We start from the raw sequence: 18,993 nt of genomic DNA, 5'->3' as shown, positions 1-18,993 counted from the left end.
CGGGCGGACTCCGCTGTTTCTGCGTTTATCGGCAGTCTTACAGATCGTAATACAGTTCAAACTCAAAGGGATGCGGACGCTGTGCCAAAGGCTCAATCTCGTTTTCCCGTTTGTAGCTGATCCAGGTTTCAATCAGATCTTCGGAGAATACGTCCCCTTCGGTGAGGTAGTCGTGGTCTTCCTCCAGTTTCCGCAGTGCCTCGGAAAGGGACCCGGGCAACTGGGCGATATGCGCATGCTCCTCCGGGGGAAGTTCGTACAGATCTTTGTCGACGGGAGCCGCAGGTTCGATACGGTTGCGGATTCCGTCCAGTCCCGCCATCATCTGCGCGGCAAAAGCAAGATACGGATTCGCGGAAGGATCGGGCGTGCGGTATTCAATCCGCTTTGCCTTCGGAGACGATCCCGTAACCGGAATCCGGATGCACGCGGAACGGTTGCGGGCCGAATACACAAGGTTAATCGGGGCTTCAAAACCCGGAACAAGACGGCGGAAGGAATTTACCGAAGGATTGGTGAACGACAGCAGAGACGGGGCATGTTTCAGCAGACCGCCGATATACCAACGTGCCAAATCGGAAAGACCGCCGTAACCGTTTCCGTCGTAAAACAGGGGAGCACCGTCTTTCCACAGAGAATGATGGCAGTGCATCCCCGAACCGTTGTCGCCCATGAGCGGTTTGGGCATAAATGTGGCGGTCTTGCCGTTCTCGACGGCGGTATTCTTGATTACGTATTTGAATTTCATCATGTCGTCGGCAGCGGTAACCAGCTTATCGAAAGTATAGTTGATTTCCTGCTGTCCGGCCGCGCCCACTTCGTGGTGGGCACGCTCCACGCGCAGTCCGACTTCGGTGCAGCGCAGAGTCATTTCGTTGCGCAGATCAGACATCATGTCGCTTGGGGGAACGGGGAAATAGCCGCCCTTAACGCGCGTCTTGTATCCGATGTTTCCGCCTTCTTCCTCGCGCCCGCTGTTCCACCAGGCTTCCCGGGAATCCAGGGCATAGAAAGATTCCTTCGGTGAATTGCAGTAACGGATATCGTCAAAAATAAAGAACTCCGCTTCGGCGCCGATATAGCAGGTATCGGCGATACCCGTGGAACGCAGATATTCCTCTGCGCGGATTGCCACGTTGCGCGGATCGCGGCGGTATGCCTCTCCGGTGAACGGATCAACAACGGCGCAGTTCATTACGAGAGTTTTGTGTTTGCGGAACGGGTCGGTAAAGGCGGTTGTCACATCGGGCACGAGTTTCATATCCGATTCGTGGATTTGGGTGAAACCGCGGATCGAAGAACCGTCAAACATAAATCCTTCGCTCAGATTCCCGCTTTCGAACGTGCTTACGGGAATGGTGAAGTGCTGCATTGTGCCCGGCAGATCACAGAATCTGATATCCACAAACCGGACCTGTTCGTCGGCAATAAATTTTATTGCTTCCTCGATATTGGCAAACATTGAAATTCTCCCTTTAATTGCAAACTATCCACGCAATGCACGGCGCCCCGCACGGGCCTTTGTCGGATCAATTCCCTTCGGAATCGGTAAATTGTTGGTGCCTACGGCATCGAAACGCTGAGCGAGAGCGGCTACTTCCTGATTGGTGATCCGTTTTGGCAGTTTCATCATCGCCCGCTGGAGTTTTGCGAGCTTCACCTGTCCCTCTCCGTTTCCGACTTTAATTATATGCACCGGAGCGGAGGGAGCGATACGTCTGACGGCCGCGCGTTCCTCATTGATCAGACGCTGTACACGGTTCGCCGGTCCTTCCGCCAGCAGTACCACACCGGGCCTGCCAACGGCACGGAACAGCAGATCTTTGGTTTTGGCGTTAAAGCGTACAGGTTCTTCGGTGATCACCCACCCGCGTTTGATCTGTCCGATCACAGCCGCGGTTGCGCCGGGAACACCGTCAATCTGCCGGTAGGAAGCGCGTTTCACCAAAGACGTAAGAAGTCCCAAAGCAAGTGTAAGACCAAGCAAAAGCCCGAAAAGAGGCCAGAGAATGAACCGTCCGGTAATGCAGCCGGCAATCAGTCCCAGCAGAAAGAAACCGAAGAATACTCCGAGCAGTGCCCACCCTGCGCGGGGATAGGTTTTCTTCGCCACCCGGTAGGCATCGGCCAGATTGTGATACCAACGCTTTTTTTTCGGTTTTTTGCTTTTCCTGTCTGTATTTTTCTCTTCAGCCATTTAGATATCCTTGCTAGATTGCACAACATAATAATAGTAAACGATAAACAGAGCAGCGCCAAAAGAACGGAGAATCTGAGACCGTTCTTAAATCCGGTTTCGGTGTCGCCTCTGAAGTGCGGCAATACCGGTGGCCGCAGCCATAATCAGCCCCGCCGCGGCCGCCACGTAATAACCGGCCGCAGCCGAATGGGACACTGCCCGGCCTGCGGCAATGGAAGCGGTGGAGACACCGCATACATTCATCGATCCGAGTGCCGTAACGGCAAAAGCATTTCCGCCCTCGGGGGCACTGTCGCCGGCCAGGGTAAAGATGGCAACCGAAGCCGGGCCGATCGCCAGACCCGAAACAAACATGAAAACGGTCAGGATCAGGGGGGAGGCAGCGAGGGAACAGAGTATTGCGCCGATCATAATTCCCAGTCCGCCCGTAATTATGCGCTGTACCTGTGTGAACTGCTCAGGCAGGGCAACCGCGCCCAGGGCGGTGAGTGCCGAGCCCAGGCCCATAAATGCATAAATCAGCCCGGCTCTGCCCGGGATTTCGAAAAGATAGGCAAAAGCGGTGGTGGAAGTCTGCATTGCGCCGAAAAACATTCCCAGACAGCACATCGCGGTCAGCGGGATTGCCACGGCTTTCAAAACCGTGCCCGCTTTCGGGGAGGGCTTATTCTGTTTTTCTGCCGTCTGTGCAGCGGGCGTGCGGCGGATCAGGCCAAAAGGAATTACGCAGAGCAGCACGATGGCAGCGGAGAGAATCATCGGGGCAACGGGGGAGAAAGCCGAAGAAATAATGCCTACGGCCGCCGGTCCGAGCACAAATCCCAATTCGTCGGCAGTTGACTCGTAAGACAGCGCGGTTGCCAGCTGCGGGGGATTTTTCGCCATGGCGTACCAGCGCACGCGGGCCAATGCGCCCAGGGGAACGGTGGTCAGTCCGAGAGGCGCACACACCCCGATCAGTGCCCAAAGAGAGGGACGGTGCAGATAAGAGAGAAAAATTAACGCACAGAGACAGAGAAAATTGCAAAAACCGATAACGGTCACCGGCGCGCGCTGCCCGCAGCGGTCACACAGCCGCCCGACAAGCGGATTTCCGATTCCGATCGAAACTGCCTGGGCTGCGGAAACGAACGCGGCAGTGGAGACGGATCCCGTGATCACAGTCACCAGCGTAAGTACGCCGATAACGTTCATTGCAACCGGCAGTCTGCCGATAAATGCAACTGCCATATGGAATCTTCCCGCTGTGCGCGGAAGCCCGCGGTAATTTCCGAAAGTAAGAATCAGTTTGGAATTATGTTTCACTTTTACCGTGTGTTTCGATGCCTGACAATGTGTTTACTTCGTCAACGATAGCAAAATTTTTTTTCCGCCGCGGCGGCGGAACAGTTAAATACGTAACCAAACCCGGCAAATGCGCACCGAAAGCAAAGCGTGCGCCCCTTCGGGAGCAGCCCAAAAGCAGAGCCGGGCGGAACGGATAAACCCGCGCCGCCCGGCAGACGGTTTCGCTCCGTCACAGACCTATTTCCGCACCGAAATCCGCTTCTTCCAGTCTCATCTTCACGTCCCGCAGATACCGCGAGGCGTCGGCTCCGTCGATGATTCTGTGGTCGTAGGAAATAGCGAGAAAGCACTTGGACCGGATGGAAATTGTTTCGTTTCCGTCCTGATCCATGACCACGCCGGGAGCCTTAAAAATGGCGCCCGTTCCCAAAATGGCCACATTTGGCTGGTTGATGATCGGGGTGTCGAAGAGTGCCCCGACCGATCCGGTATTGGTAACCGTGAACGTGGATCCGCTCAGTTCCCCGGCGGAAATCGAACCGTCCCTGGTGCGCTTGGCCAAATCGGAAATCGCCCTGGAAATTCCGGCGATGTTCAGATCCCCGGCGTTGCGGATCACCGGTACGAAAAGACCCTTGGGCGAATCAACGGCAATTCCGATATGCTGCCCGCTATGGTAGACGATTTCGTTTTCTTCCACGGAGGAATTGATGATCGGATGTGCTTTCAGAGCTTCCGTGGCCGCTTTGACGAAGAAGGGAAGATAGGTAAGTTTCACGCCCTCGCGCGCGGCGAAAGAATCTTTTGCCTTTGCCCGCAGAGCCACAATCCGCGTTACGTCAACTTCCATTACGGTAGTCAGCTGCGCGGAAGTCTGCAGCGACTCAGTCATGCGTTTGGCAATCGTTTTGCGCAGACCCGTCATCTTTTGGCGTGTGCCGCGCAGTGCCGCCGCCGCGGCAGCCTTATCCGCCAGTTCGGCTTTTACCGAGCCGGCTGCGCAGGAGGAAGTATGCACCGACGGCGCGGGCGTGCCGAGTGCCGCTTCGGCCTTCTCCCGGGCAGCCTGCCGCGCCGCATCGGCCGCGGCTTTTACGTCCTGGCGGCGGATTCGTCCTCCCACGCCGGTTCCCGTGATTCCGCTTAGGTCCACGTTGAGCTCTTTTGCCAGCCTGCGCACTACCGGTGTGACATATGCCGTGCAATCCGTGCCGGCGGCAGGCAGAGCCGAAGAGGCGTAAGACGGCTGCTGCGGGTGCGTGTCCGGGGCAGATGCCGTTTCTGCGGGCACGGGGGCGGGGGCGCAAACCGGCGCCGTTTCCCCGGGTGCCGGCGAAGAAGTATTTTGCGCGCAATCGGGCACGCTCTGCTCATCGGAGGAGGAAGATCCGTCACCGATATATCCGAGCACCGTTCCCACGGCAACGGTTTCGTCTTCTCCGACCTCGATTGACTCCAGTACGCCTGCCGCAGGGGCCGGGACTTCCGTGTCCACTTTATCCGTGGAGACTTCCAGGATCGGTTCGTCGGCCTCTACCGCATCGCCAACCTGTTTCAGCCAGGTGGTAACGGTTCCTTCCGTAACTGATTCGCCCAGGGCGGGCATCTTAATCTGTGCAGACATTTTCTCCCTCTCTAATTGTGTGTGTGCAGCGGTTTGCCGGCGAGAGCGAGAACTGCTTCGCCAACGGATTCGTTTTGCGTCGGGTGGGCATGAATCATGCCGTCAAAATCTTCCGGGAAGGCTTCCCAGGAAACCATCAGCTGTCCTTCGCCGATCTGTTCGCCCATGCGTGAACCGATGGCATGGAAACCGAGAATCGGCCCGTCTTTGCGGCGCACGAGTTTTACGAAACCGGAAGTGCCGAGTATCTGCGATTTTCCGTTCCCCGCCAAATTAAACTCAACCGTTTTAATGTTTTCTCTGCCGAATTTTTCCGCGGCTTTCTCTTCCGTCAGTCCCACGGAAGCAATTTCCGGATTGCAGAAAGTGACTTTCGGAATTTCGTTTTCGTCGATAACTTTCGGATTCAGGCCGGCGATTTCCTCGGCAACGAAAATTCCCTGAAGGAATCCGCGGTGTGCCAGCTGCACGCCCCGCACGATGTCGCCCGCGGCATAAATGCTGCCGATACCCGTGTGCAGACGCTCATCGGTTACCACGAATCCGCGGTCGAGCTTAATACCCTGTTCTTCATATCCGAGATTGGAGGTCGAAGGGCCGCGGCCGATGGCAATCAGCAGATACTCGGCCGTATATTCTTTTCCGTCTGCGGTAAATACGCGCACGCCGTCCGTAGTTTCTTCCACGCGCTCGAAGAGCGTTTTGGTTTTGAAATTAATTTTCCGCTTTCTGAAAGCGCGTTCCAGATTCTTTGAAATCGCCGCGTCTTCGTTGGGAACAAGGCGGTCGAGTCCCTCCAGCACGGTTACCTCGGTTCCGTAGGATGCCCAAACCGAGGCAAACTCCACTCCGATCACACCTCCGCCCAGTACAATCGCGGATTTTGGCACGACCGGCAGATTCAGTGCCTGCTCGGAAGTGATGACCCGCCGGGTTATGTTCTGCCCGATGGTTTTGGAATATGAACCGGAAGCCAGAACAATGTGTGTTCCTCTGACCGGTCTTCCGTTTACCTCCACGGTGTCGGGGCCTGCGAGACGCCCGCGCCCGGAGATGGTTTCCACGCCGCGCGCATTTATCAGACCCGTGAGTCCTCTGTACATTTTTTCTATTACGCCGTTTTTGTATGCGTGCAGGGCAGGCACATCGATTCCCCCGAAAGTTCCGAGCACGCCTATGGAACTTCCTTCGCGCATTTCGTCTGCGACTTCGGCGGCGTGGAGGAGAGCCTTGGTGGGAATACATCCGCGGTGCAGACACGTTCCGCCGACTTTGTCTTCCTCAATAAGCGCCACTTTCATATCCAGCTGCGCCGCACGCATGGCCGCGGCATATCCCGCTGAGCCCGCGCCCAAAACAACGACATCGTATTCCTGAGTGTCTACCACGAATTTTCTCCCTTAAAAATATAAATGGCCGGCACAGTCTCGTACCTTAGTCCTAATTTTGGCATTTTTTTGGAATTATTTCATTTTTTGGCACAGATTAAAAAGGTAATAAGAATTACTAATCTGCGTTTGCGCCCGTTATCCCGTATCCGGCCAAATTCGGGATTTGGGCCAATCGCGGATAGGATATTTACATATCCGCAATCGAGTGACGGGGAGCGAATCTTGAAACTGTTTTCACGGCTGAGAAAAAATAAGTCGGATTACGAAAAAATGAATCGGAGAAACCGCAGCGAAAGAAACGCGGATTTTGTTTATCTGTCCGATTTTGCCGCTTCCCGCCAAAACGTGCGGGGATATTACGAAGAGGGAACCGCGCGGGAGCCGGCATCGCTGCTCCTGGTTGCGGAAAGCGGGGAGTGGACGCGCAGAAAAGTCCGCGACGGCGACGAGGCGCGCAGACTCTGCGGAAAAATGGAAATCGAATGTCTCAGCGTGGCCGCCGCCGGGTATCCGCCGCAGATGAGACAGTGGAACAGGGAGCATCCAAATTCCGTGCGGCGCAGCTGAAATCAGCGCGCGGCGGTTTCCAGATAGCGCAGAAGAGTGCGCAGCATGACGCCCGTTGCTCCCTTCGGCGTGCACCCGTAGGGTTTCTCGCGGTTGAACGCCGGCCCGGCAATATCTATGTGCGCCCAGGGAAGACCGCCGGTAAATTCGCGCAAAAACACTCCGGCAACCAGCATCCCGCCGCTGCGCGGACCGGAATTTTTCAGATCGGCAATATCCGATTCCAAGCCGGTTTTCAGATGCGCGGGCAGCGGCATCGGCCACAGCAGCTCATCGGTTTCCTCCGCCGCCCGGCATAAATCCGCGCGCACAGATTCGGTGCCCATCACCGCACTGACTCTTTCTCCCAAAGCAACTGTCTGCGCCCCTGTGAGAGTGGCGATGTCGATGATGGCATCGGGTTTTTCTTCGGCGGCCATCAGCAGACCGTCGGCCATTACAAGCCGGCCCTCGGCGTCCGTATTGTTAATCTCAACCGATGTTCCGTTGCGGTATGTTATTACGTCATCGGGACGCGAAGCAGTGGCGGAAACCATGTTTTCGGCAATGCACAGCCATGCGCAGACTTTGACCGCAAGACGCAGCCGGGCGGCGGTAAGCACCGCATACAGGGCCGTTGCCGCGCCGCACATATCCGTTTTCATCGTGGTCATGTGTCCGCCCGGTTTGAGGCAGTAGCCGCCGGTGTCGAAAGTTATTCCCTTCCCGACCAGGGCGATATTCTTTTTCGCATTTTCCGCGGACCACTGCACACGAATCAGTCTGGGGGCATACTGCGAACCGGACCCCACCGCAAGCAGTCCCGCCAGCCGTTCGCGAATCAGGGCTTCCCCTTCGTAGACGGTGACCGTGCAGCCGGCGTCGCGGGCTTCGTCGAGAGCAATCTGTGCGAATGTGTCCGGATTCAGATCCGCCGCGGGAGTGTTCGTCAGATCGCGGACGGTATTTACCGCATTTGCGGCAGGGACGGTTTCGTCCAAAATATCCTTCGCCCCCGCAAGTGCGGAAACAATATGTATTTTCTGTCCGCCGTCTTCTTCCTCTCCGGTATACCGCGTGTAGAGGTATTTGCCGAGCATCAGTCCTTCGGTAACCGCTTTCAGATCCTTTTCGGAAAGAGCGGGAAATATAACGGCCACCCTGTTTTTGCCCCGTGCGCGGCGGATTGCCTCTCCCGCGGCATTTCGCAGATCTTCGCCCGTCGGGGATGCTCCGACGCCGACACAGATCAGGAGGCAGGAGGGGAACAGGGGATGCGGCAGCAACGCAATGCGGGAGGCTTCGCCCTGTACGCCCAACGTCCGCAGATGTGTTTCCAGCAGAGCGGTTTCCTCTGCCGACAGTTCGGGAAGGGGCATAATTTTCCCCGTCTGCGGTGTATCGGAGCCGTCCGCCCGCGTATTTTCGCCGTCTGCGGAGCGCAGCGCGAGAATCACGGCATCAAAATCTTCCGGGCGGTATTCGGGGGAAATTTCAAAGTGGGACATTGGACTGCCTTTCGGACACGGTTGCCAAAATTATTCCGGTTTCTTGGCCGACGTTGCGCCGGCAGGAAATTCTCCGCGTTTTACCTGCGGGGAGGGAAGACGCCAGCGGCGGGGATAGAATCCGCGCCCAAGCATCTGGGCCATAAACCCGCGGGGCAGGGCAGCGGCGCCGAAAATTCGCGCCGCGTATTTTTTGGCGGTATACGCCAGGTAGAGGGCGTGAATAAACATAACCGCGAATATGGCATACAAAACGAGAGTGGAAATCCAGGCGATCTGCGGAAACCTGCCCTGGAGAAAAATGAGGGGTACGATCAAAACCGCCAGCGGCATGAACCATGCGGCAAGACAGAAAGAGGCGTCTATGTAGTCGCGTCCCCAGCGGCGCACTTTTCCTTTGTGCTGCGGGGGAAGATGGCGTTCGTCGCCGGTGCGCATCGCTGCCTGCTGAAGACGGTAGAGCTCATCGGACTTTTTCCGCTGTTCTTTTTTCAGTTCCCGGCGTTCCTCCCTGCTGAGCCGGGAGCGGTCCGCGATAAGGGGACGGCGGTTTCGTTTTTCCGCCTGTCTGCGCTTCGGCGTGGCCGTTCCCTTGGGGGGATTGTAGCCTTTTTTCACGGATTCCTCCGCGTTTTCCCCGCGGGGGGAATCATGGTTTTCGGGTGCGGATTTTGGACTGATCACTGAACTTCCATCCTGTGTTGCTTGCATTCGGCTTTCCGTATTCTCGATACAAGTCTAGCGTATATCCGATATTCTGCGCAGTCGCCGCCGCAATCCGGCTTTCTGCAGCTACCTGTTTGCGAAACAAAAAGGTAAGATAAGCCTTATGGATACTGAAGCAATTAAGAAACGTGTTGATTCGCAACTTGCCAAATACAAAGAGAAACTGGGAGATTTGGTCGCAATTCCCTCCGTTTCCGTAAGCTCTTTCGATCAGACCACTCTTGAGCGCTCGGCGGCCTGGATTGCCGGAGAAGCGCGCAGGCTCGGTCTGGATGCGGAAGTAATCAAACTGAAGACCGATTCGGGAGCGGTGGGCCGTCCGGCGGTTCTTGCCACGCGCGCCGCCGCAGCGGGCAAACCGACGATTTTGCTCTATGCGCATCACGACGTGCAGCCGGAAGGCGATTTGGCCCTGTGGGAGACGGATCCCTACAAAGTAACGGAGAAAAACGGACGTCTTTACGGGCGCGGCGCCGCCGACGACAAAGCCGGTGTGATTTTGCATCTTGCCGCAATTGAAGCGGCCGATCCCGGGGTGGGTATTGTTCTTTTTGTGGAAGGCGAAGAGGAAGTGGGCTCACCTACGTTTGCCGATTTCCTGCATACATACAGAGACCGTCTTGCGGCGGATGTGATTGTGGTGGCCGATTCGAATAACTGGAAAGTCGGCGTTCCCTCACTGACCACTTCGCTGCGCGGTGTGGTACAGGCGGAAATGACGGTTTCCGTTCTCGATCATGCGGTTCATTCCGGCGCGTATTCCGGCCCGGTACTGGATGCGGTCACGGTTGCCTCGCGTCTGATCGCCTCCGTGCACAACGAAGCCGGGGAAGTTGCCGTGCCCGGTCTGCTGCACAAAGACGAAACCGACGTGGATTACCCGGAAGCCGATCTGCGTGCCGACATGGGAATCCTGGACGGCGTTCGTCTTACGGGAACCGGATCCCTGACTTCGCGTCTGTGGACGAAACCGACAGTGTGCGTGATCGGGATGGACGTCACTCCCTGCCGTCTGGCCTCCAACACTCTCATTCCGAGCGTAAAAGTTACCTTCTCGCTGCGTGTTGCACCCGGTCAGGATTCACGCAGTGCGGGAGAGACGCTGCTTCGCTATCTGGAAGACAACGTTCCGTTTGGGGCAAAAATTGAAACAAAGATAAACGAGTGCGGCCCGGGCTTCACCGCCGGGGAAGACACCGAAACGACGAAACTGGCAAGGTGGGCACTGTCCGAAGCGTGGGGAAGGGAATCTGTCGATATCGGTATCGGCGGTTCCATTCCGCTTATTGCCGATTTGAAAGAAACCTTCCCGCAGGCGGAGATTTTGGTGACCGGCGTGGAAGATCCCGATACGCGGGCCCACTCGCAAAACGAGTCGCTGCATTTGGGCGACTGGCGCAATGCCATCGTGGCCGAGGCTCTTCTGCTCGGCAGACTGGGAGAGTAAGTGCGGGTTTTTGCCCTTGCGCACGCCTTTCCGAATTTTCCCGCCGATGCCGTCGCCCGGGTCTGCAGACAGGCTTGGATGCAGATCTGCGGCGACGTGCCGGATATGGGAATAGACGCCCGCGGGGAAAAAATAACCGGCGTTGCCTGCGATATCACAACCGCGCTGCAGGCGCATTTCAATACGGCGCCGGAGCCGCTGGTGCTGCGAAACGGTATGGTGGGTGATTATTTCGCGCGCGAAGATCAGGCCGTTTTTGATCTGACACAGTATCTGAACTGGCAGAGCACCGGAGAAAGCCGGACGGGCGGAGATGTGCTGCCCTTTATGGGCAATTCCGCACCGGTGGGCGAAGCCGTAAAAGAAATTGCGCAATTGGGGATAAAGCGTACCGTTTTGAATCTTCCGCGGTTCAGCACGGCATCCGATTACGGTCTGGGGTTTTTCTCCGCGCTGAGCGCAATACCCGTAAGTTTTACCCAGATTCCGCCGGCGGATGTCCTGCGCGAAGAGATGAAGAAAATCGCGCAGACCATGGAAAACTCCGGTATTTTTGTTACCTGCGCCTTTGCCCAGGAGCTCACCGGGTTTTCCGGGATGGCCAGAATGTGGACTTACCGCGGCGTTTCTCCCGCGCAGGCACAGCAGTACGAATCCCGTGCCGGAATGTGGATAGACAGGATATCCGCTGCCGCGCTGCGCCGCACTCTGCTGCCTTCCGCACCGGGATCCGCCGGCGGACGGTGGGCGGGGATCGGCGGCGGCCTGGGGCTGATGTTTTCCCTTTTGGGCGTGGAAACTGCGGAAACGGGAACGCTGCTGTGGGATCTGTATTGGGGGAAGAAATTCACCGCACTGATAAAACAGGCGGATTTGGTGCTGTATTTCAGTGGCGGGATCGGCGACGTTATTCCGGAAACTCTGATCCGCGTTTCGCAGATTGCCGGCAGGCAGGCAATTCCGCTGGCGGTGGTCGGCGGGCAGAACGATTTTTCCCGCGGAGAACTGCCCCGTCTGGGAATCAGCGCGTATTATCCCACGCCCGCTCTGTTCTCCGTGCCGGAGGGGGACTGCGCCGGCGGGGAAAGGGATTTCGCGGAGAAAAAACTGAGTGAAACGGTGATGAAAATTGCGCAGACCTGGTCTGCTCCCCAATTACGCCGGAAGTGAATTTTTTTCATGACTTTTATCTGTGCGTATTTAGAAGTTAGAGTATAAATAACGAATAATTACGGAGGAATTCTGATGGGTGAAAAAGCCGAAACCGCCACACACGGCGTTAAGCTGACCGATGCGGCTGCCGAGAAGGTAAAGTCTTTGCTGGAGAAGGAAGGCAGGGACGATCTGCGGCTGCGTGTGGCAGTTCAGCCGGGCGGATGTTCGGGACTGATGTATCAGCTTTATTTTGACGAGCGTCTTTTGGACGGGGACGCAACCGCCGATTTTGACGGCGTGGAAGTTGTGGTTGACCGGATGTCCGTTCCTTATCTGAACGGTGCGGTGATTGATTTTGCCGATTCGATCGAGCGCCAGGGATTTACCATCGACAATCCGAATGCGGTCGGAACGTGTTCGTGCGGAGAGTCGTTTCACTGAAGAAAAGCCTGCTCCGCCGGAGGGGTGTGCGTAGATACGCATGATTTAAGGAAAATGCGAAGGGATTCCATGAAACGAAAAGTTATTTCGCTTGTTTTGGCAGGTACGCTTCTGCTTGGGGTCGGCGCGTGCGCGCAGGCCGAATCCGAAAAAGACGCACAGTCCGCGCAGCAGCTTGCCCCATGGGATAAATCTCAGCTGAAAACCGAAGAAAAAAACGGCGTGATCTCGCTTGTGTTTCCCAAAACCAAACCTCCGCGGGATCTTGTTGTGCAGCAGCTGCAGCCCGGCACGGGCAAAGAAGTGAAAAACACCGATTTCGTGGTGGCCAATTATACGGGTCAGGTGTGGGGAAAGGAGAAACATTTCGATTCTTCCTTTGACCGCGGAAATCCCACCGGTTTTTCTTTGGAAAAAGTTATTCCGGGCTGGACAAAGGGTCTGGCCGGGCAGAAAGTGGGAGCCAAAGTGGCTCTGATCGTACCGCCGAAACTGGGTTACGGCCCGGCGGGCGGACAGTCCTCGGCGGGAATAGGGAAAGACGACGTGATCGCATTTTACGTGGAGATCACCGATGCTTACTCCAAAGACCAGGCAGGGCAGCCCGACGCGCAGCCGGAGGCGGATCCCGCTTCTCTGCCGATTGAGATAAAGGGCGCTGTGGGCGGCCCGATCTCCGTAAAAGTAAAACCGAAAATGAGCGATCCGAAAGAAAAGACCACGACCGTTCTGGCCCGGGGCACGGGAGAGCCCGTCGGGGAAGCCGGAACTACCATCTACTATCAGGTGGCGGCCTCGAATTGGGACAACTCCATTTCCGAGACCACATACGGCCAGGTCGGAGTGCAAAGTTCCCCGGTGCAGAAAACAGGGCTGTTTGACGGCCTGGTCGGAATTCCCGTAGGATCGCGGGTACTGATTACCCTTCCGCCGATGGAAAACACGGAAGGGGCGAATAAGCTCTCTTCGGCTTTGGTGGTTGATATTTTGGGGCAGACAAAGGAAGCACGAAAGAAGTAACCCGCACTCCCGTGCGGGAAAATGGATGAAATGAGAGCGGTATGACCGAACACAATGCCGGGGCGGAGAACACGGAAAAAGATGCCGTACGGATTCTTCTCTACTCCGATAACCGTAACGTGCGCCGTGAGGTAATTGATTCTCTCGGCGTCCGCCTGGGTGCGAATATGCCCAAAATCTCATGGACGGAGGCGGCAACCTGGCAAGGTGCGGAGCTGAAAGTCAGGGAAGGCAAATTTGATCTGATGATTTTGGATGCCGAGGCATCCAAATTGGGCGGAATCGGATTGGGGATGAAAATCCGCGACGAAATTAACCCGGATATCCCATATATTGTGCTGATCGCGCGTCCCCAGGATGAATGGCTGGCGCGGGTGGCAAAACCCGCAGCCGTGCTGTCCTGTCCGGTTAATCCCCGGGAATTGGCGGTTACAGTGCGTGAAGTGCTGAAAAAGCACTGAACGCCAAAGCCGCACAACGGTATAAACAAAAAGTTTTACCGTAATTCGTAAACAAAAAGAAGGAAGGTCCACAATGACGGTTCGCCGTGTTGCTCTTCTCACCGCAGGCGGATTTGCGCCCTGTCTGTCCACTGCGGTCGGAGAACTGATCCAGCGCTACACTGCCCTTGATCCCAAGATTGAAATTATCGGTTATCAGTACGGATATCACGGTCTGCTGACGGGCAATTATGTGGTGTTTGACGAACACGCACGGCGCAACGCCGCGGCACTGGCAAAATTCGGCGGCTCGCCGATCGGCAATTCGCGTGTGAAGCTGACCAATTCGCAGGATCTTGTGGACCGCGGCTTAATCAGGCCGGGGGAGAACGCTTTGGAAGTTGCGGCGGAAAATCTGCGCCGCGACGGCGTGGACGTGCTGCATACGATCGGCGGGGACGATACCAACACCACCGCGGCGGATCTGGCGGCGTATCTTCGCGACAACAACTATAAACTGACGGTTGTGGGACTGCCGAAGACGATTGACAACGATATCGTGCCGATTCGCCAGTCTCTCGGGGCGTGGACCGCTGCGGAGCAGGCGGCAAAGTTTGCCCAAAATATCGTCGGCGAACACCGCTCCAATCCGAGAATGCTGATCATTCACGAAGTAATGGGCCGCAACTGCGGATATCTGACGGCGCAGGCGGCGGATAACTATCATAAATGGGTGCGGGAGCAGGATTGGGTGCCCTCTTCGGGTCTTTCCGGCGACCGGTGGGATGTGCATGCCGTATATATTCCCGAAATTACCTTTGATCTGGATACGGAGGCTTCCCGGCTGCGTAAAATTATGGATGAGATCGGCAATGTAAACATTTTCCTTTCCGAAGGTGCGGGAATTGACGAGATCATCGAAGAACTGCTGGAAGAAGGAAAAGAAGTGGAACGCGACCCGTTCGGTCACGTGAAGCTGGACACGATCAATCCCGGGCAGTGGTTCGCCAAACAGTTCTCGCAGGCAATCGGGGCGGAAAAAGTGATGGTTCAAAAGTCCGGATATTTCTCCCGTTCCGCGGCGTCAAACGAAGCAGATCAGAAACTGATTGCGCAGATGGCGCAGATGGCGGTGGAGTGTGCCCTGCGCGGCGAATCCGGCGTGATCGGCAATGACGAAGAAGACGGCGATACAATGAAGGCAATTGATTTCGGGAGAATTGCCGGCGCAAAGCCGTTTGACGTCACGCAGAAATGGTTTAAGGATCTCATGCAGGACATCGGTCAGCAGTGGGAGCCGAAGTCGGAACACGCAGAATAAAAAACGGCTGCCCGCGCCGCGGGCGGGCAAAACAGCCGAAACACTTTTCGCGGGGGGGTACTACGGTGCCCCCCCCGCTTTGCGTCCGAAGCAGGCCGGTCACACAACCGTGAGTGACACAGTGCTGCCGGGCTGCAGTTTTTCTCCGCCCGCGGGATTTTGCAGACGCACGGTTTTGAAAAGTCCGCCGAGAATTTTTTGCACATCCACATTAAATCCCGCATCTTTCAGGATTTTCACGGCTTCTCCGAGCTGTCTGCCGACCACATTGGGCACGGGAACCGGAGTTTTGCCCTTCGAAACGGTCAGCGTTACGGTGTCGTTTGCGTGCAGCGTTGTACCCGCACCGGGACTCAGGGAAATAATACGGCCTTTTTCCACGGTATCCGAGTAGGTTTCGGTTTCGGAAACACGCAGTGACTGTGCTTCGAGCGCGGCGCGTGCCTCTGTTTCCGCCATTCCCGTAACGTCGGGCACCAAAATCGGTTTGCGCCCTTTGGAAACGGTAAAGAGAACCTCCGAATCGTGCACGGCGGATGTGCCGGCTGCCGGCTGCTGACTGATTACTTTTCCTTTTTCCGCGGTTTCGGACCAGTCTTCACGCTGCCGTGCCCGGAAACGGGACTTTCCGAGCAGTTTTTGGGCTTCATCCGCATTCAGATTTACCAGGTCGGGAACCTGCAGATATTCCACTCCCCGGGAAATAAGCAGCCGCAGTTTTGCGGAGGGGTGGATTTTGCTCCCTGCTTTGGGGTCTGTTCCGATAGCGGTATCTTTGGCAACGGTATCGGAAAACGCATATTGTGTTTCCACGGCGGTAAAACCGGCCTTTTTCAGCTGTGCGGCGGCAGCGGCGGAGGTTTTTCCCGCAACGTCCGTTACCTGCAGGCGCATGCCGGGCCCGTATTCAAACCACCAGTATCCGCCCGATGCGCACAGTGCGGCGAGGATCAGCAGCGGAAGGAGGAAAATCGGCAGGCGGCGGGATCTGTGTTTCCGTTTTTTCTTTTGTTTTTCCGCAGTCTGTGCCATACGTGCGGCGGAGTGCCGTTCAGGGAGAGAAGTCCCGGGGGCCGTTGCAAGTATTTCCGTGACTGCCGGCTGCGGGTGCAGGTCTGCGGTGTATGCAGGCTGTTCTCCGGCCGCGGGGGTATTTTTCGTTTCGGTCGGCGCTTCGGCAGATGAAGGCTGAACCTGCGTGGGCAGCGTATTGGCTTTCGGCGGGAATATGGGCAGCCGGCGAAGCAGGAGCTCCGGGGAAATCATGCTTTCGGCATGCCGCAGTATTTTCAGTGCCTCCTGCGCGTTTGCGGGTCTTTCGGCTGTGTTTTTGGCGGTGAAAAGCGAAATCAGAGAGTCGATTTCCTCCGGAATCCATTCAAGTTTTTCCCCGATCCGCGGAATCTGCCTGTTAAGGTGGGCGTAGGCAAGGGAAAATGCGGAGGTGCCGGGGTAGGGAAGTTCCCCCGCAAGGAGTTCGTAGGCCATGATTCCCACGGAGTAAATATCGGCGGCGGCATCCGCCCGCCGGCCGGAGAGAATTTCGGGTGCGAGATATGCCACTGTTCCCAGAACGGCGGATGTGCCGGCGCTCAGACTGCCTGCGGCGTGGGCGAGACCGAAGTCCGCTACTTTTGCCGTTTCCTGCGCATGCACGCTGCCCGGGCGAAGAGGCGCCGAGAGCAGAATGTTTTCGGGTTTCACGTCGCGGTGGACGATGCCTGCTTTATGTGCCGCGGCAAGAGCGTGAAGAATCTGTTCGATGAGGGAAAGCGTCTGTCCGAGGGTGAGTGATCCCAGGCGGTTTAATTCGCTGCGCAGATTAGGGCCGTTTACCAGCTCCATCACCAGATAAGCCCGTTCGCCTTCGGGGGTGTGGGCCACGCCCTGATCGTGCACGGCAACAATGTGCGGGTCGTTCAGCGAAGCGGCGGCGCGTGCCTCGCGGATGAAACGGGCGGTAAAATTGTCCTGTTCCGCCAGATGCGGATGAATCAGTTTCAGTGCAACGGGACGCTCCAGGCGCAGATCGTCCGCGCGGTAGACACTGGCCATTCCTCCGCGGGCGATCAGTGCGTCAATACGGTATCTGGCATCAATAACTGTGCCGATCAGATAGTCGCTGTTCTTCACTCTCTCAGGTTACCTAAAATAGCCGGTCCGTACCCGACAAACCCACGTTATGTTGCCGATACGGACCGGGGACGGATATTCAGAAGCGGCTCATCGCATTCTTGACTTTTGCCACGTATTTTACGGTATCCGGGCGCATTCCGTTCTTCTTTACCCCGCCCAGTCCCTGATAATATCCGGCGATGCCCTGTTCGAGGGAGTCCGCGTGTTTCTGGAGATATCTGATAATTGCCACACCCGCGACGATATTGTCCTGCGGATTGAGCAGATTCAGTTTGCGGCCTACGAGACTTCCCGCCCATTTTCCGGATCCCGGGATTACCTGCATTGTTCCCACGGCATTGGCCGGAGAAACAGCCGCGGCGTCAAAACCGGACTCAACGAAAGCATGGGCGAGAGCCAGCTTCGGATTCACACCCATCTGCGCCGCCGTGCCTGCCACCATCCGCTGCACCTCGGCTTTTGAGGGAAGCTTTGAGGCAACGAGAGCGTGTTTGTTTTCGTTTGCCGCGTTTACGGTGGCCTGCGGATACGTGTATCCGGGGAAATTATTCTTTACCAGCTGTGCTTTGGGTGTTTTCCCTGTTTTGGGCGCGGCGGCCTGTGTCTGCGCCGGTTTTGCCTGTGCGCGTGAACCGGAAATCTGATTTACCCGCTGCTGAACTGCGGCATATCTGCTTCCCAGCAGTGCCCGGCGGGTTTCCCCGGAGCCGTATTTTCCTGCCATAACTTCGCGTGCCAGACGGTCGGTGTCTTCGGGTGTGTCGGCTTTCCGCACCTCAGCCGGAGCCGCGCTTTGCACAGCGGTCTTGGGCGCGGCGGGCGCTGCGGGTGTGTTCCCTGCGGTGTGAACCGCAGCCGCGACAGGCGCGGGCGTCGGTGCGGGAGACGGGTTTTGTTTCGGAGAGGCCGATACGGAGATCTTGGGCACCAGCACAGGCTGCGGATCAGTCTGCGGTGCCTCGCTCAGTGCCCGGCGTGTGCGCTTTTTCGCCACTGCGGGTTTCGCCTCCGCCGCGGAAACGGAACGGTTCCGATCCAATGAGGTTTTTGCGTCGAAGGCCGCGAAGACCGTATATCCGGCGAAGGCTTTTCTGTCCGCGGATCTTTCCGCGGAAGCGGCCGGGTGCGCCGGAGTTACGATGCGCCGCGCAGCGGGGGCGGCAGAGTGCAGGGGAGCGGCGGGTGCCGCGGGTGTGTTCCCTGCGGTGTGAACCGCAGCCGCGACAGGCGCGGGAGCGGGCGCGGCGGGCGTATTGCTTTCGGGTGCAGACTTCGTTTGGCTGTCTTTATCCGCATCCGCTGCGGGAATCTGCAGCCATTTGCCCGGCCGGAGCGCGGCTCCGGCTTCCAGACGGTTGGCAGCGATCAGATCTTTTTCCGTCACTGCGAATTTTTGTGCAATTGCGGACAGATCGTCTCCGCTCTGTACTTTGTAGCCCGTTTTTATTTTCTGTTTTCCGTCGGTCTGCGAAAGTGCCTCATGGTCGAGAACGGTGTTGCCGCGAAGATGGGGATCTGCGTTCTGTTCCGGAATATTGTTTGCCGGCGTGGCGGCTGTCGGGGCAACTGCGCCCACAAGCGCTGCTACGGCGAGAGTGGTACCGGTACCTTTTAACATTTTTTTCGACACACTTGCCTCCGCAATATAGTTGTGCCCACCTGTTTTTGGTGTGACAAAAGTTCAAAACGTTTTAATTGTTACAATTGAGAGCATAGTTCATTTTGTAGTGTGTCGTAAAGTCGAAACAAAA

The 18,993-nt window shown here is 56.8% G+C and carries 16 protein-coding genes; 7 read left to right on the top strand and 9 right to left on the bottom strand.

Going from position 1 to position 18,993, the window contains the following annotated elements; genetic code table 11:
• Positions 1 to 37 precede the first annotated feature (37 nt).
• From glnA to lpdA, 5 genes are all read right to left on the bottom strand, one after another.
• Positions 38 to 1,462, bottom strand: coding sequence for a type I glutamate--ammonia ligase (gene glnA / locus HMPREF1631_RS01310; RefSeq protein WP_034231366.1), 1,425 nt, complete (start codon positions 1,460 to 1,462; stop codon positions 38 to 40).
• A gap of 24 nt (positions 1,463 to 1,486) precedes the next feature.
• Positions 1,487 to 2,197, bottom strand: coding sequence for a DUF4191 domain-containing protein (locus HMPREF1631_RS01305; protein ID WP_034231363.1), 711 nt, complete (start codon positions 2,195 to 2,197; stop codon positions 1,487 to 1,489).
• 87 nt (positions 2,198 to 2,284) lie between these two features.
• On the bottom strand, positions 2,285 to 3,505 hold the full coding sequence (locus tag HMPREF1631_RS01300; RefSeq protein WP_052046915.1) for an MFS transporter: 1,221 nt from the start codon (positions 3,503 to 3,505) through the stop codon (positions 2,285 to 2,287).
• A gap of 211 nt (positions 3,506 to 3,716) precedes the next feature.
• Positions 3,717 to 5,111: a 2-oxoglutarate dehydrogenase, E2 component, dihydrolipoamide succinyltransferase gene (gene sucB, locus HMPREF1631_RS01295; protein WP_034231361.1), complete on the bottom strand. Its 1,395-nt coding sequence runs from the start codon at positions 5,109 to 5,111 to the stop codon at positions 3,717 to 3,719.
• Between the two features lie 11 nt (positions 5,112 to 5,122).
• Positions 5,123 to 6,499 carry a dihydrolipoyl dehydrogenase gene (lpdA, locus tag HMPREF1631_RS01290; protein WP_034231359.1) on the bottom strand — a complete coding sequence of 459 codons (1,377 nt, stop codon included), beginning with the start codon at positions 6,497 to 6,499 and terminating at the stop codon, positions 5,123 to 5,125.
• A 225-nt stretch (positions 6,500 to 6,724) separates the two neighbouring features.
• Here lpdA and HMPREF1631_RS01285 point away from each other — a divergent pair, with 225 nt between their 5' ends.
• Positions 6,725 to 7,069 (top strand): hypothetical protein, encoded by a 345-nt coding sequence (locus HMPREF1631_RS01285; RefSeq protein WP_052046914.1) that lies wholly within the window; start codon positions 6,725 to 6,727, stop codon positions 7,067 to 7,069.
• A 2-nt stretch (positions 7,070 to 7,071) separates the two neighbouring features.
• Here HMPREF1631_RS01285 and HMPREF1631_RS01280 read toward each other — a convergent pair whose 3' ends face one another.
• Together HMPREF1631_RS01280 and HMPREF1631_RS01275 are read right to left on the bottom strand one after the other, a co-directional pair.
• Positions 7,072 to 8,556 carry a leucyl aminopeptidase gene (locus HMPREF1631_RS01280; RefSeq protein ID WP_052046913.1) on the bottom strand — a complete coding sequence of 495 codons (1,485 nt, stop codon included), beginning with the start codon at positions 8,554 to 8,556 and terminating at the stop codon, positions 7,072 to 7,074.
• 30 nt (positions 8,557 to 8,586) lie between these two features.
• Positions 8,587 to 9,240 carry a DUF3043 domain-containing protein gene (locus tag HMPREF1631_RS01275; protein ID WP_052046912.1) on the bottom strand — a complete coding sequence of 218 codons (654 nt, stop codon included), beginning with the start codon at positions 9,238 to 9,240 and terminating at the stop codon, positions 8,587 to 8,589.
• A 145-nt stretch (positions 9,241 to 9,385) separates the two neighbouring features.
• Between HMPREF1631_RS01275 and HMPREF1631_RS01270 the strand changes: the two genes are divergently transcribed.
• The 6 genes from HMPREF1631_RS01270 (at position 9,386) to HMPREF1631_RS01245 (ending at position 15,106) form a co-directional block, all read left to right on the top strand.
• Positions 9,386 to 10,729, top strand: coding sequence for a M20/M25/M40 family metallo-hydrolase (locus HMPREF1631_RS01270; protein WP_034231357.1), 1,344 nt, complete (start codon positions 9,386 to 9,388; stop codon positions 10,727 to 10,729).
• Entirely contained in the window at positions 10,730 to 11,899 is a 1,170-nt protein-coding gene (locus HMPREF1631_RS01265) for a glycerate kinase (RefSeq protein WP_034231354.1), read from the top strand.
• A 75-nt stretch (positions 11,900 to 11,974) separates the two neighbouring features.
• Entirely contained in the window at positions 11,975 to 12,325 is a 351-nt protein-coding gene (gene erpA, locus HMPREF1631_RS01260) for an iron-sulfur cluster insertion protein ErpA (protein ID WP_034231352.1), read from the top strand.
• A 69-nt stretch (positions 12,326 to 12,394) separates the two neighbouring features.
• Positions 12,395 to 13,345: an FKBP-type peptidyl-prolyl cis-trans isomerase gene (locus HMPREF1631_RS01255; protein WP_034231351.1), complete on the top strand. Its 951-nt coding sequence runs from the start codon at positions 12,395 to 12,397 to the stop codon at positions 13,343 to 13,345.
• A gap of 41 nt (positions 13,346 to 13,386) precedes the next feature.
• Entirely contained in the window at positions 13,387 to 13,806 is a 420-nt protein-coding gene (locus HMPREF1631_RS01250) for a response regulator transcription factor (protein ID WP_034231348.1), read from the top strand.
• 73 nt (positions 13,807 to 13,879) lie between these two features.
• Positions 13,880 to 15,106: a pyrophosphate--fructose-6-phosphate 1-phosphotransferase gene (locus tag HMPREF1631_RS01245; protein ID WP_034231345.1), complete on the top strand. Its 1,227-nt coding sequence runs from the start codon at positions 13,880 to 13,882 to the stop codon at positions 15,104 to 15,106.
• A gap of 99 nt (positions 15,107 to 15,205) precedes the next feature.
• Here the strand turns inward: HMPREF1631_RS01245 and pknB are convergent, their stop codons facing one another.
• Positions 15,206 to 17,239, bottom strand: a complete 2,034-nt coding sequence (gene pknB / locus HMPREF1631_RS01240) for a Stk1 family PASTA domain-containing Ser/Thr kinase (RefSeq protein ID WP_034231342.1) — start codon at positions 17,237 to 17,239, stop codon at positions 15,206 to 15,208.
• A gap of 79 nt (positions 17,240 to 17,318) precedes the next feature.
• Positions 17,319 to 18,872 (bottom strand): transglycosylase SLT domain-containing protein, encoded by a 1,554-nt coding sequence (locus HMPREF1631_RS06705; protein ID WP_052046911.1) that lies wholly within the window; start codon positions 18,870 to 18,872, stop codon positions 17,319 to 17,321.
• Positions 18,873 to 18,993 lie beyond the last annotated feature (121 nt).

This window comes from Arcanobacterium sp. S3PF19 (assembly GCF_000758825.1).
GTDB lineage: Bacteria > Actinomycetota > Actinomycetes > Actinomycetales > Actinomycetaceae > Arcanobacterium_A.
The sequence above is the reverse complement of the archived record's forward strand: the minus strand, read 5'-3'. Positions and strand labels throughout refer to the sequence as shown.